We start from the raw sequence: 17136 nt of genomic DNA, 5'->3' as shown, positions 1-17136 counted from the left end.
CTGATGTTGGCGGCGTAGCCGCTTGTGGTTAACACTGTGGATCAGGTCAGACCTCTTTTGGCAATGATGCCCCGGTCACGATGCACAGGTGGATACAATGAGCAAAGCGCAGTCACTGTTGACGCGTACGGGCGAGCGCATCGCTATCACTCATGGATTACGTACGCCTTTTCTCCGTCAGGCGACAGGATTTCATGGCATTCCCGCCGTAGAGTTGGGCCGGATGGTGGTCAGTGAAATGGTGGCCCGGAGTGAGTTACCGGTCGGGATGATTGAGCAACTGGTGTTTGGTCAGGTGGTGCAGATGCCAGAGGCGCCCAACATCGCGCGGGAAATTGTGCTGAGCAGTGGTCTCAGCGTCAGTACCGATGCGTACAGCGTCAGCCGAGCCTGTGCGACCAGCTTCCAGGCGGTGGCTAACGTCACGGAAAGCCTGCTGGCAGGCACGATTTCGGTCGGTATTGCGGGCGGCGCGGATTCCTCTTCCGTCCTGCCGATTGGCGTCAGTAAAACGCTGGCTCGTGCGCTGGTGGATATGAACAAAGCAAAAAGCCTTTCCCAAAAGTTTCAGATTCTGCGCCGCCTGCGTCCCGGCGATCTGTTACCGGTGCCGCCTGCCGTGGCCGAATACTCCACAGGATTACGCATGGGCGATACCGCAGAACAGATGGCGAAAACGCACGGCATCAGCCGGGAAGAACAGGATGCGCTGGCTCTGCGTTCGCATCTGCGCGCAGCGCAGGCCTGGCAGTCGGGCGTGCTGAATCAGGAAGTCATGGCCGCCTTCGTCCCGCCCTTTAAGGCCCCCATAGACCAGGATAATAACGTGCGAATGGATGCGAAAGCGGCTGACTATGCCCGTTTACGTCCGGCGTTTGATCGCCAGCACGGCACGGTAACGGCAGCCAACAGCACGCCGTTAACGGACGGGGCGGCGGCGGTGATATTGATGCGTGAAGGCCAGTCCAAAGCGCTGGGATTACAGCCGCTGGGCTATCTGCGCAGCTACGCCTTTACCGCCATTGATGTCTGGCAGGACATGCTGCTCGGGCCCGCTTACGCCTCGCCGCTGGCGCTTGATCGTGCTGGCATCACGCTGGCTGATCTGACGCTTATTGATATGCATGAAGCGTTCGCGGCGCAGACCTTGAGTAATATCAAGCTGTTTCGTGACGAACGTTTTGCCCGCGAGGTATTAAACCGCTCGCACGCGCTGGGTGAAATCGACGATGCACGTTTTAACGTCCTGGGCGGCTCCATCGCCTATGGTCATCCTTTTGCGGCGACCGGCGCGCGCATGATCACGCAGACCTTAAATGAATTGCGTCGGCGCGGAGGCGGGCTGGGACTGGTCACGGCCTGTGCCGCCGGAGGATTAGGTGCAGCCATGGTTCTGGAGGCCGAATAATGGAACAGCGCGCGTTTACTTTGCAGATGCGGGACGATCATGTTGGCGTGATCACCATTGATGTGCCCAATGAAAAAATGAATACGCTGAAGGCGGAATTTGCGGTCCAGATTGCCAGCCTGATTAGCGAGGCACGCCAGCATCCGCAGCTGCTCGGGCTGGTACTGATTTCCGGCAAGCCTGACAACTTTGTAGCAGGTGCCGATATCACCATGATTGATCGCTGTCAGCGTGCGGATGAAGCCGAAGCTCTGGCAAGGCAAGGGCAGGAGGTAATGGCCGCGATTGCCGCCTTGCCGTTTCCCGTGGTGGCCGCCATTCACGGGGCCTGCTTAGGCGGCGGTCTTGAGCTGGCGCTGGCCTGTCATTCACGCATCTGTACGCTGGATGATAAAACCCGTCTGGGACTGCCGGAAGTGCAACTGGGATTACTGCCCGGTTCGGGTGGCACGCAGCGTCTGCCGCATCTGATTGGTGTGCAAAAGGCTTTACCTCTCATCCTGACGGGGAAAAGCCTGCGCGCGAAGCAGGCGAAAAAACTGGGGATTGTCGATGACGCGGTGCCGCAGGCGATCCTGCTGGATACCGCTATCGAAAGCGTTAAAAAAGGCAAACGCCGCCGCGCACCGCTTCCGCTGCGCGACCGTCTGCTGCAGGGGCCGATCGCCCGCCAGGCCTTGTTTGCGCTGGTCAGGCGGGAAACGGAACGCAAAACCCAGGGGAACTATCCGGCCGCGCAACGTATCATCGATGTGGTGCGCATTGGGCTTGAGCAAAGCAGTCAGGCAGGTTATGCCGCCGAGGCGCGCGCCTTTGGCGAGCTGGCCATGACGCCGGAATCGGCGGCGCTACGCAGCCTGTTTTTTGCCTCCACCGCGCTGAAAAAAGAGAACGGAACTGAGGCGCAGCCCCGGCCAGTCGAACGTGTTGGTGTGCTGGGCGGCGGGTTGATGGGCGGCGGCATTGCCTGCGTCAGCGCCATTCATGCCGGTTTGCCCGTGCGCATCAAAGACATCAGCCTGAACGGCATTAATCATGCGCTGCAGACCAGTTGGGCGCTGCTGAGTAAAAAAGTGCAGCGTCGTCAGCTCACCCCGGCGCAGCGCCAGCAGCAGATGGCGCGCATCAGCGGCGGTACCGACTATCAGGGGTTTACCCAACGTGACATCGTCATCGAGGCGGTGTTTGAAGATCTGGCGCTGAAACAGCAAATGGTGGCAGAGGTGGAAACGCACTGTCAGCCCCAGACGATTTTTGCGTCCAATACCTCTTCCCTCCCGATTGCCGACATTGCGGCGAAGGCCGCGCGTCCTGAGAATATTATTGGCCTGCACTACTTCAGTCCGGTGGAGAAAATGCCGCTGGTTGAAGTTATCCCGCATGCGGCGACCTCGCCTGAAACGCTCGCCAGCACCGTCACGCTGGCACGTAAACAGGGCAAAACGCCGATTGTGGTCGCTGACAGACCGGGCTTTTACGTCAACCGTATTCTGACGCCCTACATCAACGAAGCGATGCGCTGTCTGCTGGAGGGCGAACCTGTTGAACATATTGACCGCGCACTGGTGACGTTTGGCTTTCCGGTTGGGCCGGTTCAACTGCTGGATGAGGTGGGCATTGATGTCGGCAGTAAAATCTCGCCCGGGTTGCAGCAGGCTTACGGTGAACGGTTTGCGGCACCGCCTGCTCTGGCGGCTGTGATCAACGACGGACGCAAAGGGCGAAAAAATCATAAAGGGTTCTATCTGTATGAATCGTCACGTTTGCAACGTAAAAAGCCGGATCCCACCGTGTACGACGTATTGCAGATTAAACCCGCAAGCGTGCAGAGTGGGGCACACATCGCAGAGCGCTGCGTGATGATGATGTTAAATGAGGCGGTGCGCTGTCTGGATGAGCAGGTTATCCGCTCGCCCCGTGACGGTGATATTGGTGCGGTGTTTGGTATTGGCTTTCCCCCGTTTCTGGGCGGGCCATTTCACTATATTGATCGCCTTGGTGCTGGGGAAATCGTCAACAGATTAACGCGGCTTGAGCAGCAATATGGTGACCGCTTTGCACCCTGTGAAAGATTGCAGCGGGCAGCGCAACAGCAGACAAAGTTTTACACTTCTTCATAAATATGAATATCCATCCTGATTCAGGGGGTTAGTCGTGTGTCGCACCATCATGATGCGACGCCGTAATCGGGCAGGTGCTTATTTAATAAACAACCGGTTGACTATACTGAAGCCATTAGGGTAAAACACGACGTTCATTCGCAGAATGAAGCGCCTGACGCGAAGGTGTCAGGCGATGTCGACAAACAACAGCGGTGCTTTATGCAAGTTTTTATCATGCGTCACGGCGATGCGGCGCTCGACGCTGCCAGTGATTCAGTCCGGCCCTTAACGCTTTGTGGATGTGATGAATCACGCCAGATGGCGAACTGGTTAAAAGATCAGGCTGTTGACATTGAACGTGTCCTGGTCAGCCCTTATCTGCGTGCGCAACAAACGCTCGCGACAGTTCGTGAGGCGCTGCCCTTACCAGACGGGGCGGATATCCTGCCGGAGTTAACGCCTGGCGGCGATCCGGGGCTGGTGGGCTGCTATTTGCAGACGCTGGCAAACGAAGGGGTGAAATCGGTGCTGGTGATCTCTCACCTGCCGCTGGTCGGTTATCTGGTGTCGGAGCTGTGCCCTCAGGAAACGCCACCGATGTTCGCTACTTCGGCCATTGCCTGCGTGGATTTTGACCCGGCGGAAAGCCAGGGCAAGCTGCTCTGGCAGGTCAGTCCTAAAAAACTGGCAAAAGCGATGTAAACGCTGTCGGGCCATCCTCTGGCCCGACACTGAAAACGTTTGACTCACTTCACCCGTTTTCTTTCCACACGTTACGCAATCACAAAACGCGACACCGATCCTGCCAGCGTTTGCGCCTGATCGTGCAGCGCACTGGCGGCAGCGGACGACTGCTCCACCAGCGCGGCGTTCTGCTGCGTCACGTTATCCATCTCAACAATCGCGACGCCTACCTGCGCAATGCCGCGATTCTGCTCTTCCGACGCATGAGAAATTTCGTTCAACAGATCCGTCACGTTACTGACCGAGTTGACGATCTCCCCCATGGTGTTCCCCGTCTGACTCACCAGTTGCGAACCGGCATTAATACGCGCCACAGAATCATGAATCAGCGCTTCAATCTCCTTCGCCGCCTGCGCACTGCGTTGTGCCAGATTACGCACTTCGCTGGCTACCACGGCAAAGCCCCGACCTTGTTCTCCGGCCCGTGCCGCTTCTACGGCGGCATTGAGTGCCAGGATATTAGTCTGAAACGCGATACTGTTTATCACGGAGGTGATTTCTGAGATTTTGCCAGAGCTGGTGGTGATCTCATTCATGGTGCTGACCACATCCGTAACCAGCTGCCCACCGCGGCTGGCGGTGTCGAAGGTTTGCTGCGCCAGTCGACTGGAATGATGAATGTTGTCTGCGTTCTGCTTAACCGTTGCGGTCAGTTGCTCCATGCTGGCTGCGGTCTGCGCAAGGGCGGCGGCCTGGCTTTCTGTGCGGGCTGACAGATCATTATTGCCGGAGGCAATCTCCGCTGAAGCCTGACTGACGCTGGTCACGCCACTGCGGATACCGCTGATAATGCGACGCAGCTCATCGCTCATTTCACCGACTGCATGCATCAGTTCGCCCAGCTCATCCCGACGGGACGATTTCAGCACGGTGCTGAGGTTGCCACGCGCCATCTGATTAGCGACGTGCAGCAGTTCAGCGAGAGGACGCGTCAACTGGCGGGTAATAAACAGGGCGATAAGAATGCCTGCTACGATAGCGGCGATGATAATCACCGTCATCAGCCAGACGGCCTGATTCGCGTCGTGATTGGTCGCATCTAACTGTTGGGTAAACAAGGCGTTGCTCATGTCGGTCAGGATTTTGCCCGCAGCCGCCAGTTGCACAGTGGCTGCGTCACCTGCCGCCACCGACACCATCAGCGCATTGATATCGCCCTGTTTGGTCTCAAGCTGTGCGCTGACTTTTTCAAGCGCAGCACTGTCTGCGGCGTTAAGGCGCGGTTTGACCTGAGCCATCAGCTGCACGGTTTCCGACAGGAAGTTGCTCAGGGCGTTGCGATCCTCTTCTTTGTGCTCAAGGCCAAAGAGTTTGACACGTACCGCCACGCCGCCCAGGTGTTTATTGATTTCCTGTAACGCCGCGCTCGTCTGCGGGTCACTGCTGTTGCTTGCGGCCAGTTGGCTGATATCCCGCATCTCATCCGCCACGGACAGGTTCTGAAGCGCCTGTGCCCCGTTACGGACAGCCTGTACCGTATCGGCGCGTTTCTGCCGGTAAGTGGCAATAGCGGACGGCATCGCCGTAATCATCGCCTGCTGACTGTCATCCCAGTGAAAAACGCCCAGGTTTTTCAGATTCTGATCCACCTCTTTCAGCAGATTTTCGTTAACGTCGATGAATTTTTCATCATGCGTTTTCACGAACTGCAGTCGGGCATCTTTGGCCTGTGAAAACCGGTCATTAACGCTTTTCAGCTCCCTGAGCTTTTCGGCCCGGACGCTGATGTCGTTCAGATTTTTAATCCCGCATATCGCTACGGCCAGACTCAAAAGTAAAATCAGTCCAAAACCGAGCATCAGCTTTTTGCCCACTTTCAAATTCTCAAAAAAATGACTTAACCCGCTCATTCAAAAAGTTCCCTTGGTCAATGTGCCGAAATATTCAAACGTAATGTGCCTAAATGCTTAGACGTTATCGGCAGCGAGTAAATTGTATTCAGTATAAATAATTACATAAGCAAATAGTCTGCGTCAGTCTGAACAAAAACGGGCAGAACAGAGGACCAAAAACAGGCGCAAAAGTGAAAGAAAGCGGGCGTCGGTTAAACCGGTTTCCCCCGGCAAAGGGGGGAAGAAACGGGGCGAAACGGCGGGGTGGAAAAGACGTCTCAGGGCAGGAATATCAAGGCAGCTCTGGCGGTTGCCACTCTTCGACTTCAATCAGGACCAGCAGCGCGGCGTCGCCACCAAACATTTTGGGTGCCTGATGAAATGCCATTACCCAGGGATGCTGGGCCAGCCACAGCGGCGTTTGTTGCTTTAAAATATGTTTACCATGTCCGGTCATCACGCTGGCACAAAAAAGGTGTTCGCGACGGCAGGCGGCAATCAACGCGCCCAGTTCCTGTTTGGCCTGCATCTGTGTGAGTCCATGCAGATCGAGAAAAATTTCTGGCGTGTAATCGCCCCGACGCAGCTTTTTCAGCTCGAAATGGCTCACGTCCGCACGGACATAGCGCGTCGCCCCTTCTGTGGACAGCAGCGGCTGGAACTCATCGGAAAAATAATGGCTGTTGTCCGCTTGCTCAGACAGCAGGCGTTTAACCGGCACGTCGCGGGTTTTGACCACCGGCTTATGCACGATAGTATCTTGTTTCAGTTCTCGCGTGCCGGTCATTAACTGACGGAACAGCGCTTGATCATCCTGGCTCAGGGTCGGTTTTTTACGCATGGGTCGTGAATCATGTCTGAGGTGGCTGATTAACAGCAGAAGCCATTACCTTACCGTTTACTGTCATTAATTGTCAGCTTTTTCACCTTGCTGCGCTGAATTCTGCTCGGCTTCGTGGCAAACTATCGGCCGATTTAGTTAAAGGCCTGCGGAGGGCTATGTGGACAAAATTTTCGTCGATGAGGCAGTGAACGAACTGCACACCATTCAGGATATGCTGCGCTGGTCGGTCAGCCGCTTTACCGCGGCTGGCATCTGGTACGGACACGGCACAGATAATCCCTGGGACGAAGCCGTCCAGCTTGTTCTGCCCACGCTTTGGTTACCGCTTGATATTCCGGAAGACATGCGCAATGCCCGCCTGACCGCCAGTGAACGTCATCGCATTGTCGAACGCGTCATTCGTCGCGTTAACGAACGCATCCCGGTTGCCTATCTGACTAATAAAGCCTGGTTCTGCGGCCATGAATTCTATGTCGATGAACGCGTTCTGGTTCCCCGTTCGCCGATTGGGGAGCTGATTGAAAACCGTTTTGCCGGCTTAATTCCTGAAAAGCCGCGTCATATTCTGGACATGTGCACCGGAAGCGGCTGTATTGCCATCGCCTGTGCTTACGCCTTCCCGGACGCCGAAGTTGACGCGGTGGATATCTCCCACGATGCGCTGGCAGTGGCGGAACAAAATATCGAAGAGCATGGTTTGATCCACCATGTCACGCCGATTCGCGCCGATCTGTTCCGCGAATTGCCGCCTGTGCAATACGATCTGATCGTGACCAATCCGCCCTATGTGGATGCCGAAGATATGGACGATCTGCCGGGCGAATATCACCATGAGCCTGAGCTGGGTCTGGCGGCCGGAAGCGATGGCCTGAAGCTGGTCCGCCGTATTCTGGCCTGTGCGCCGGGTTACCTGAGCGAAAACGGCGTGCTGATTTGCGAAGTCGGCAACAGTATGGTGCACATGATGGAGCAGTATCCCGATGTGCCTTTCACCTGGCTGGAGTTTAACAACGGTGGTGACGGTGTCTTTATGCTCACCCGTCAGCAAATCGTTGATGCACAGCACCATTTCTCATTCTATAAAGACTAAAAAGAGGGGCGAGCGTTCGCCCGTCAAACCGTAACAAGGAATCTCAATGGCCGGAAACAGCATCGGACAGTTCTTTCGCGTCACCACCTTTGGCGAATCTCACGGCATTGCTCTGGGATGTATTGTTGATGGCGTGCCGCCCGGCATTCCGTTGACCGAAGCCGATATCCAGCACGATCTGGACCGCCGCCGTCCGGGCACTTCGCGTTATACGACGCAGCGCCGTGAACCGGATCAGGTCAAAATTCTGTCAGGTGTGTTTGAAGGTGTCACCACAGGGACCTCGATTGGCTTGCTGATTGAAAACACCGATCAACGTTCGCAGGATTACGGCGCCATTAAAGATCTGTTCCGACCCGGCCATGCGGATTACACCTACGAACAAAAATACGGTACGCGCGACTATCGCGGCGGTGGCCGTTCATCGGCACGTGAGACGGCGATGCGCGTGGCGGCGGGCGCCATCGCCAAAAAATACCTGCACATGCAGCACGGGATCGTGGTGCGGGGCTATCTGGCGCAGATCGGCGACGTGGCCTGTGAACTTAAAGACTGGACCATCGTTGAAGAGAATCCGTTCTTCTGCCCGGACGCCGATAAGCTTGAGGCGCTGGATGAACTGATGCGCGCGCTGAAAAAAGAGGGCGATTCTGTCGGTGCCAAAGTCACGGTCATGGCGGAAAATGTCCCGCCGGGCCTGGGCGAACCGGTCTTTGATCGCCTGGATGCGGATCTCGCGCATGCGCTGATGAGCATTAACGCCGTGAAGGGCGTTGAAATTGGCGACGGCTTTGCCGTGGTGAATCAGCGCGGCAGTCAGCATCGCGATGAAATTCGGGCTAACGGTTTTCAGAGTAACCACGCAGGCGGCATTCTCGGCGGTATCAGTAGCGGTCAGACTATCAGCGCCAATCTGGCGATGAAGCCGACCTCCAGCATTACCGTGCCAGGCAAAACCATCACCCGCGACGGGGAAGAAGTGGAGATGATCACGAAAGGCCGTCACGATCCCTGCGTGGGCATTCGTGCGGTGCCGATTGCCGAAGCCATGATGGCAATTGTGCTGATGGACCATCTGCTGCGCCAGCGTGCGCAGTGTGGCGATGTCAACTCCACCGTGCCACGTTGGTAACCTGATGAAAGTGATGCTGATGCTCAGCGCGCTGTTACTCAGCGCGGCAAGCCTGGCGGCGACGCCGTGGCAGCGTATTCAGCACCCTGTCGCGGGTGCACCGAATGCGATTGGCGGCTTTGCCAACGGCTGTATTGTCGGCGCGCAGGCTCTGCCGCTTAACTCACCGGATTATCAGGTCATGCGTCAGGATCAGCGCCGCTATTTCGGTCATCCCGACCTGATTCTGTTTATCCAGCGCCTGGCCATGCAGGCGCACAATCTGCAACTGGGCAACGTGCTGATTGGCGATATGGGCATGGCTGCCGGCGGACGCTTCAGCAGCGGCCATGCCAGCCACCAGACCGGACTCGACGTGGATATCTGGCTACAACTGCCGAAAACCCGCTGGAGTGCACAGCAGTTACTGAAACCTCAGCCGCTGGATCTGGTGGCCGCTGATGGCAGGAACGTCGTTGCGCGTCACTGGCAGCCTGAAATCGCCAGTCTGATTAAACTGGCGGCGAAAGATGAAGATGTCACGCGCATCTTCGTCAATCCGGCGATTAAAAAGCAGCTTTGCGCGGATGCGGGTACAGATCGAAGCTGGTTACATAAAGTACGGCCCTGGTTCGCGCACCGCGCCCATATGCACGTCCGTTTGCGCTGTCCACAGGGCAGCCCGGATTGTGAGGAGCAGGCTCCCCCGCCTCCCGGGGATGGCTGCGGGGCAGAGTTGCAGAGCTGGTTCCTGCCAAAGCAGCCGGGTTCTGCGCCTGTGAAGCGTGAACCCCCGCCGCTGCCGCCTGCCTGTCAGGCGCTGCTGGATAAACATTTACTGTAAGGGTTCCCATGGAGTGGTTCATTGCCAGCCCGCTGGCGGTTGTCCTGCTGTTTTTTATTGCGCTACTGGCTGGATTTATTGATTCGATTGCGGGCGGCGGTGGCCTGCTCACGCTTCCTTCTCTTCTGGCGGCCGGGCTGTCGCCGGCGCAGGCGCTGGCGACCAACAAACTCCAGTCGGTCGGCGGCTCTTTCTCTGCCAGCCTGTATTTTGTACGGCGGGGAGCCATTACGTTGCGTGAGCAACGGCTGAATATCGCCATGACCTTTCTGGGCGCGGTGGGCGGCGCGGTGCTGATTCAGCATCTTCAGGCCGATTTCCTGCGGCAAATCCTGCCGCTGCTGCTGATCGCCATCGGTATGTGGTTTTTGTTAATGCCGCGCATTGGCGAGGAAGACCGGGTGCATCGTCTCAGGGGGCTGCCTTTTGCCCTTATCGGCGGTGGCTGTATCGGTTTTTATGATGGTTTTTTTGGCCCGGGAGCTGGCTCGTTTTATGCGCTGGGCTTTGTGACGCTGTGTGGCTTTAACCTGGCGAAAGCGACTGCGCATGCCAAACTGCTTAACTTCACCTCAAATTTTGGCAGCCTGCTGTTCTTTATCTTTGGCGGGAAAGTGGTGTGGGGCACCGGCCTGATCATGATGCTGGGCGCGGTCTGTGGCGCACGACTGGGCGCAAGGCTGGTTCTGGCGCGTGGGCAAAAGCTGATTCGTCCGATGGTGGTGATCGTTTCGGCGGTCATGAGCATGAAATTGCTCTGGGACAGCCACGGCAGTGAGGTTCTGGCCTGGCTGGCGGCGCTGAATCTGTAATACTTTACGTGAATATTGAATGACAACACATGACTACCAGCAGCTCATTACGCTGTTTGACCGCTGCTTTAGCGAAGACTTTCAGACCCGTCTAATTAAAGGCGATGATGAACCGATTTATCTTCCTGCAGACAGCGAATCACCATGGAACCGGGTGGTGTTCGCCCATGGTTTTTACGCGAGTGCGCTGCATGAAATTTCGCACTGGTGCATTGCCGGTGAAGCCCGGCGCAAGTTAGTCGATTTTGGCTACTGGTATTGCCCGGACGGGCGGGATGCGCAAACGCAAAGCCAGTTTGAATCGGTTGAGGTGAAGCCGCAGGCCCTGGAGTGGATGTTTTGCGTTGCCGCAGGCTTTCCCTTCAATGTCAGTTGTGACAATCTCGATGGTGATTGTGAGCCCGATCGCATTGCTTTTCAGCGTAAAGTTCATGCCCAGGTCATGAGCTACCTGGCGTCGGGCATTCCTGCCCGACCCGCACGCTTTATTTCAGCCCTGGCTGAATTTTATGGCAGGCCTTCTCTGACCGCATCACAGTTTCCATGGCCGGAAGATGTGTAATGCAGAAGGGATTATTTAACAGAGGAATTGAGATGATCGCAGAATTTGAAGCGCGTATTCTGGCCCTGATTGACGATATGGTTGAGCACGCCAGTGACGATGAGCTGTTTGCCAGCGGTTATCTGCGTGGCCATTTAACCCTTGCAGTCGCGGAAGTGGAGCAACTGGATGACCACACGCCGCAGGCGCTGCAGATTCAGGTCACCCGCAGCCTGCAAAATGCCATTGCCGCCGGAGAGTTATCGCCACGGGATCAGGCGCTGGTCATTGGCATGTGGGATAATCTGTTTTTACAGGCGCGTCAGCAGACTGCCTGAGTGAGCAGGGCGGCATGCCGCCCTGGTGCTATTTCCCCGCTTTTTTGCCCTTCAGCAGCTTTCTGACCCAGTAACGATTAGGATTCAGCGCCGCCAGCGTGCTGGCATCCAGCGGCTGAGGTTCGCCGCTCAGCTGTGCCGCCAGGACTTCTGCCGCCAGCGGTGCACTGCACAGCCCGCGCGAGCCAAGTGCGCCGAACAGATAAAGGCCGGGAAAGTACGGCGCCGCTGGGATCGCCGCTCCGCGGGCATTCTGCTGCGCCAGATCGGCATAAAGCGCAAGCGTCGCTGCGTAATCCGGCGCACAGCCCACCATCGGTAAGTGATCCCGCGTGGCACAACGTACGCCGCTGCGCGCTGCGTTCTGACTGACATCCACCGCATTAACCCAGTCGCTGTGCGGCAGGCAATGCTGCAGGCGGCGGTGATTCTCCTGCTGATCCGCTTCACGAAAGGCGGTGGAGGTCTCGCCCCGGTGATAGCTGGCCCCGATACAGTGCGTCGCAAACTGGGGACTGGCGGGCGTGAGATAGCCATCGTAGCAGAGCACCGTCCTGAGCGCCGACAGCGCAGGCGATACGGGAACATGGCTGACCTGACCGGCCACCGGATACACGGGCAGCGCGTCGGTCTGGGGCAGGTCGGTGAGGTGATGGCCGTTCGCCAGCACCACGGCAGCGTGATGCACATCGGGCTGTTCGCTAAAGGTTAACGTCCAGCCCTGCGCATTCTGACTGAGCGCGGTGACGCGATGCAGCCAGTGTACACGCAATCCCAGTTGCTCGCCCCTGGACAGCAGGGAAGAGGTCAGTTCGGCCGGGGCTAACCAGCCGCCCATCGGGTAATAGATGCCGCCGCAGTGCAGCGCAACCTTCGCCAGCGCCTCGGCTTCCTGTTGCGTCACGCCATGGGCAATCTCTTCAGGTAATCCCATCGCCAGCATCTGTTCAATCTTGCTGGCACTTTTATCGTCCCAGCCGATCTGCAGGACGCCGCTCCAGTCGTGTTCGAACGGCAGATCCAGCGCGTCATACAGGCGACGGGCAAACGTGAAGGCGGCGGGGAAAAAGGTGGCAAGCGCCGGATCGTGCTGATTAAGCAAAGGGTACAGTGCGCCCTGACGATTGCTGGATGCGCCCAGCGCGGGGGCTTCGTCGGCGCAATACAGCGTAACGCGCCAGCCGCGGCGCAGTAAAGCCAGGGCCAGCGTCGCACTGGCGATACCGCCGCCCACCAGAGCAACCTCTTTTTCAGACGGCGCAGGCCGGGCATACCAGGGTTGGCGCGGGTACTGTGCTGGTGCCTGTTCAAGCGAGCCGCACAGCATTTCCCGTTTTGGACCAAATCCTTTACGGCGCGTGACCGCAAAGCCCGCTTCCTGCAAGCCACGACGTACGAAACCGGCGGCCGTAAAGGTGGCAAATGTGCCCCCTGGCCGGGCCAGCGCCGCCATCGACTGAAACAGTTCCGGCGTCCACATATCGGGATTTTTCGACGGCGCAAAGCCATCTAAAAACCACGCGTCGACCTGACGATGCAGACTGTCATCAAAATCATTAATTAGCGCATTAATATCGCCTAACCACAGATCCAGCGTGATGCGGCCGGCATCGAATAACAGCCGCTGGCAGCCGGGCAGGGCCAATGGCCACTGACGCTGGAGTTGGTCGGCCCAGGGCGCAAGTTCAGGCCAGTGCTGATGGGCCGCCATCAGATCGGCCTGGGTCAACGGAAATTTTTCAAAGCTGATGAAATGCAGTCGCTTCAGCGCCGCATCGGGATGATGACGCTGGAACTGGTCAAACGCCTGCCAGAGCGTAAGAAAGTTAAGGCCGGTGCCGAAGCCGCTCTCGGCCACAATCAGCAGGTCGCGTGGGTGGTGGTGAAATCGTTGGGGGAAATCATTGCCACCCAGAAACACGTAGCGCGTCTCTTCCAGACCATTGTCGTTGGAAAAGTAGACGTCGCCGAAGGCTCGGGAAACAGGTGTACCCTGTTCATTCCAGCTCAGTTGGGCATGTTCAACCGGAGACAGTTTCACAGTAAAGGCTCATTTTTCAGGGAATGGCAGGAGTTTATCGGCCGGGGGAAGATGACGCAAATTTACAAAGGAATTGGCTGATCGGACTTGTTCGGCGTACAAGTGTAAGCTAGAGTGCTCGTCAAATAACAGAAGTGTTGAGGAAGATTGAATGAAACGTGCTGTGATTACTGGCTTAGGGATCGTTTCCAGTATTGGTAATAACCAGCAAGAGGTGCTGGCATCTCTGCGTGAAGGCCGCTCAGGCATCACTTTTTCCCAGGAGATGAAAGATTCCGGCATGCGTAGTCACGTCTGGGGTAACGTTAAACTCGATACCACCGGCCTCATTGATCGCAAAATTGTGCGGTTCATGAGTGATGCGTCCATCTATGCTTACCTGTCAATGGAAGAAGCTATCAAAGATTCTGGCCTGAGCAACGAAGCCTACCAGAACAACCCTCGCGTAGGTTTGATTGCAGGTTCCGGCGGCGGTTCTCCACGTTTTCAGGTTTTTGGCGCGGATGCGATGCGCAGCCCACGCGGCCTGAAAGCCGTTGGCCCTTATGTGGTGACCAAGGCGATGGCATCCGGTGTTTCTGCCTGCCTGGCCACACCGTTTAAAATCCACGGCGTAAACTACTCTATCAGTTCAGCCTGTGCGACCTCTGCACACTGTATTGGTAACGCGGTTGAGCAGATTCAACTGGGCAAGCAGGATATCGTTTTTGCCGGCGGCGGCGAAGAGCTGTGCTGGGAAATGGCCTGTGAGTTCGATGCGATGGGCGCCCTGTCGACCCGTTACAACGACACGCCAGAAAAAGCGTCACGTACCTATGACAACGAGCGCGACGGCTTCGTTATCGCAGGCGGCGGCGGTATGGTCGTGGTGGAAGAGCTGGAACATGCGCTGGCTCGTGGCGCGCACATCTATGCTGAAATCGTGGGCTACGGTGCCACCTCTGATGGTGCTGATATGGTCGCACCGTCAGGTGAAGGCGCTGTACGCTGCATGAAGATGGCGATGCAGGGCGTGGACACGCCAATCGACTATCTGAACAGCCATGGTACCTCTACGCCAGTGGGCGATGTCAAAGAGCTGGGTGCTATTCGTGAAGTGTTTGGCGAAAACACACCGTACATCTCTGCGACCAAAGCCATGACCGGCCACTCCTTAGGAGCGGCGGGTGTGCAGGAAGCGATTTACTCACTGCTGATGCTGGAGCACGGCTTTATCGCCCCAAGCATTAACATCAGCTCGCTGGACGCCGCGGCAGAAGGCATGAACATCGTGACAGAGCCGACGGAAAAAGCCCTTACCACCGTGATGTCTAACAGCTTTGGTTTCGGCGGCACCAACGCCACCCTGACCCTGCGTAAATACCAGGCATAAGTGTGGCGAAGCGTCATGTTGCGCGCAGCATGACGCACACACATCCAAAAGGTCGGCGATTGCCGGCCTTTTTTGTTTCGGTCCATTAGTCACGTTGACGGGATGCGCTGCGTGACAGCAGCCTGACCAGCCTGTCACATCCCGCCACAATTTCATCCGGCGTGAGCGCCGCAAAACCTAATAGCCAGCCTTGCCGGTTTGTTTTTTCGCTATACAGCGGGCTGAGCCGGGGTAACAATAAGCCCGCGTTTGCCGCCTGTACGGTCAAAGCGCCTTCATCCCCCTGTAACAGGTTAACAGCCAGCTGCAGTCCGCCCGGACAGGGAAAGGGGGTGAGCCACGGCGTCAGACGCTGTTCAATCTGTTCCAGTAAGCGATCGCGACGGCTCTGGTAAAGCTGACGCATCAGGCGCAGATGACTGGCGAAGTGCCCCTGCTGCATAAACGCGGCGGTCACCGCCTGGGGAAGCAGGGCGCTGTGACCATCCAGAATGCTGCGTACGCGACCCGAGGGTTCCACCAGCGCCTCGGGCACGACCATCCATGCCAGGCGCAGGGACGGGTACAGGGATTTTGAAAACGTGCCTAAGGTTATCACCCGCTGATCCCTGTCGAGTGCGTGCAGCGCGGGAGCGGGGCGCTCATCATAGTGAAACTCACTGTCATAATCGTCTTCGATGAGCCAGCTACCGTTGCGGCGAGCCCAGTCGAGCCAGGCGAGACGACGTGGCAGACTCAAGGCAACACCTGTCGGATACTGATGGGAAGGCGTCAGGTACATCAGCTTTGCCGCGCCAGGCTGAGGGACGGCGCCCTGGCCATCCACACTTATTCCGCTCACGCGGGCACCCGCAGCCAGAAAGGCGTTGCGTGCGCCCGCATAACCCGGCTCCTCCATCCACACGTTATCGCCAGGGTCGACCAGCATCAGCGCCAGTAGCTGAAGGGCCTGCTGCGAGCTGGTCAGAATCACGACCTGCTCAGGCTGGCAGTGAATGCCGCGCGACAACGCAAGGTAATCAGCCAGCGCGTGGCGCAGTGGCATATAGCCTGACGGATCGCCATAGCCCATCACGCTCTGGCCTTCGCTGTGCTGGATACGTGCGGTTAACCGCCGCCAGACCGCATGAGGAAACGCCCGCAACTCCGGAGAACCCGCTGCAAACGTACAGGGAAACGGCGCGTCCTGGCAGCCGCCTGTCGCCAGGACCTGCTGGCCGCGTCGTGACAACCGGGCCATGCGGCTGGCGCGAATGCGGGGAGCTTTGTCAGGGAGAGTGATGGCAACAAAACTGCCCCGGCCTGTTTCCCGCCGCAGATAACCCTCGCTTTCGAGCTGGGCGTAAGCCGCTTCCACCGTCACGCGTGACAGCGTTAAATCCGTGGCCAGCTGACGTGTAGAGGGCAGTTTCTGTCCGGCCTGAAGGTGCGCGGTTTCTATCCACTGACGCAGCGTGGCGCACAGGCGGTCACGCAGACCGCCCGTGGTCTGATGATGAAACAGTTGCAGAAGCGGTGACGACATAATGGTCTTATCAACAGGTTCAGATGGGTCTTAGTCAGGCATCCACTTTGCCGTACACTGCCGTCATCACACAACAGGAGAAATGCCGATGTCATCCGTTTTACGTTTCCCTCCCGCCTCACCGTCGCAAAGCGTGGCGTATCTGCAGGCTAAACTGGCGTATTACACCGATGCCTGGGATCTGGCTGAGGATCTTTCCCGTCAGGTTCAGGGGATTGTGGTCGTGGATGCGCGCCAGGAAGAGGCATATCGCGGCGGTCATATCTGTGGCGCGATCTCTTTCCCGCACCGGGAAATGAACGAAGCCAGCACGGCCCGCCTGGATCGTAATAAAGTGTACGTCACCTACTGCGATGGGATTGGCTGCAATGGCTCAACCAAAGCGGCGCATCAGTTAGCCTTGTTGGGCTTTCAGGTGAAAGAGCTGACTGGCGGGCTGGATTTCTGGAAGCGGGATGGTCACCCCATGGCATGGGGCGATGAGGCGGGCGAATGGCCGCAGACAACGGCTGCGGCATCCTGTGGTTGCTGA

15 protein-coding genes are annotated in these 17136 nt (G+C 57.4%); 11 read left to right on the top strand and 4 right to left on the bottom strand.

Features of this window, described 5'->3' with window-relative positions:
- Positions 1-97 precede the first annotated feature (97 nt).
- The 3 genes from fadI (at position 98) to sixA (ending at position 4212) form a co-directional block, all read left to right on the top strand.
- The gene (gene fadI, locus C7434_RS09520) at positions 98-1408 is read left to right on the top strand and encodes an acetyl-CoA C-acyltransferase FadI (RefSeq protein ID WP_133745388.1); all 1311 of its coding nucleotides are present in this window, start codon (positions 98-100) and stop codon (positions 1406-1408) included.
- Positions 1408-3528, top strand: a complete 2121-nt coding sequence (gene fadJ, locus C7434_RS09515) for a fatty acid oxidation complex subunit alpha FadJ (protein WP_033740708.1) — start codon at positions 1408-1410, stop codon at positions 3526-3528. Before fadI ends, fadJ begins: the two co-directional genes overlap by 1 nt.
- Before the next feature lie 201 nt (positions 3529-3729).
- On the top strand, positions 3730-4212 hold the full coding sequence (sixA, locus tag C7434_RS09510; protein ID WP_006120087.1) for a phosphohistidine phosphatase SixA: 483 nt from the start codon (positions 3730-3732) through the stop codon (positions 4210-4212).
- A gap of 71 nt (positions 4213-4283) precedes the next feature.
- Here sixA and C7434_RS09505 read toward each other — a convergent pair whose 3' ends face one another.
- The gene (locus C7434_RS09505) at positions 4284-6104 is read right to left on the bottom strand and encodes a methyl-accepting chemotaxis protein (RefSeq protein ID WP_033740706.1); all 1821 of its coding nucleotides are present in this window, start codon (positions 6102-6104) and stop codon (positions 4284-4286) included.
- A gap of 274 nt (positions 6105-6378) precedes the next feature.
- Positions 6379-6927: an endonuclease SmrB gene (gene smrB / locus C7434_RS09500; RefSeq protein WP_039339724.1), complete on the bottom strand. Its 549-nt coding sequence runs from the start codon at positions 6925-6927 to the stop codon at positions 6379-6381.
- A 160-nt stretch (positions 6928-7087) separates the two neighbouring features.
- On the opposite strand from smrB, the gene prmB reads away from it, so the two are divergent.
- The 6 genes from prmB to C7434_RS09470 are packed head-to-tail and all read left to right on the top strand — an operon-like array spanning position 7088 to position 11666.
- Positions 7088-8020 carry a 50S ribosomal protein L3 N(5)-glutamine methyltransferase gene (gene prmB / locus C7434_RS09495; RefSeq protein WP_006120083.1) on the top strand — a complete coding sequence of 311 codons (933 nt, stop codon included), beginning with the start codon at positions 7088-7090 and terminating at the stop codon, positions 8018-8020.
- A gap of 46 nt (positions 8021-8066) precedes the next feature.
- A complete protein-coding gene (gene aroC / locus C7434_RS09490; protein WP_033740703.1) occupies positions 8067-9152 on the top strand; it encodes a chorismate synthase in 1086 nt (361 codons plus the stop codon).
- Between the two features lie 4 nt (positions 9153-9156).
- Positions 9157-9975, top strand: a complete 819-nt coding sequence (gene mepA, locus C7434_RS09485; protein WP_172912996.1) for a penicillin-insensitive murein endopeptidase — start codon at positions 9157-9159, stop codon at positions 9973-9975.
- A gap of 8 nt (positions 9976-9983) precedes the next feature.
- The gene (locus C7434_RS09480) at positions 9984-10787 is read left to right on the top strand and encodes a sulfite exporter TauE/SafE family protein (RefSeq protein WP_006120080.1); all 804 of its coding nucleotides are present in this window, start codon (positions 9984-9986) and stop codon (positions 10785-10787) included.
- Positions 10788-10806: 19 nt separating this feature from the next.
- Entirely contained in the window at positions 10807-11349 is a 543-nt protein-coding gene (locus tag C7434_RS09475) for an elongation factor P hydroxylase (protein ID WP_033740701.1), read from the top strand.
- 32 nt (positions 11350-11381) lie between these two features.
- Positions 11382-11666, top strand: a complete 285-nt coding sequence (locus C7434_RS09470) for a YfcL family protein (RefSeq protein WP_006120077.1) — start codon at positions 11382-11384, stop codon at positions 11664-11666.
- Between the two features lie 28 nt (positions 11667-11694).
- Here C7434_RS09470 and mnmC read toward each other — a convergent pair whose 3' ends face one another.
- Positions 11695-13707: a bifunctional tRNA (5-methylaminomethyl-2-thiouridine)(34)-methyltransferase MnmD/FAD-dependent 5-carboxymethylaminomethyl-2-thiouridine(34) oxidoreductase MnmC gene (gene mnmC / locus C7434_RS09465; RefSeq protein ID WP_033740699.1), complete on the bottom strand. Its 2013-nt coding sequence runs from the start codon at positions 13705-13707 to the stop codon at positions 11695-11697.
- A 151-nt stretch (positions 13708-13858) separates the two neighbouring features.
- Here mnmC and fabB point away from each other — a divergent pair, with 151 nt between their 5' ends.
- Entirely contained in the window at positions 13859-15079 is a 1221-nt protein-coding gene (fabB, locus tag C7434_RS09460; protein ID WP_033740697.1) for a beta-ketoacyl-ACP synthase I, read from the top strand.
- 85 nt (positions 15080-15164) lie between these two features.
- Here the strand turns inward: fabB and C7434_RS09455 are convergent, their stop codons facing one another.
- Positions 15165-16604 (bottom strand): PLP-dependent aminotransferase family protein, encoded by a 1440-nt coding sequence (locus tag C7434_RS09455; protein WP_033740694.1) that lies wholly within the window; start codon positions 16602-16604, stop codon positions 15165-15167.
- Positions 16605-16692: 88 nt separating this feature from the next.
- Here C7434_RS09455 and C7434_RS09450 point away from each other — a divergent pair, with 88 nt between their 5' ends.
- Entirely contained in the window at positions 16693-17136 is a 444-nt protein-coding gene (locus C7434_RS09450; RefSeq protein WP_033740692.1) for a rhodanese-like domain-containing protein, read from the top strand.

Origin of the sequence: Pantoea sp. PNA 14-12 (assembly GCF_004364735.1) — a bacterium.
GTDB lineage: Bacteria > Pseudomonadota > Gammaproteobacteria > Enterobacterales > Enterobacteriaceae > Pantoea > Pantoea stewartii.
The sequence above is the reverse complement of the archived record's forward strand: the minus strand, read 5'-3'. Positions and strand labels throughout refer to the sequence as shown.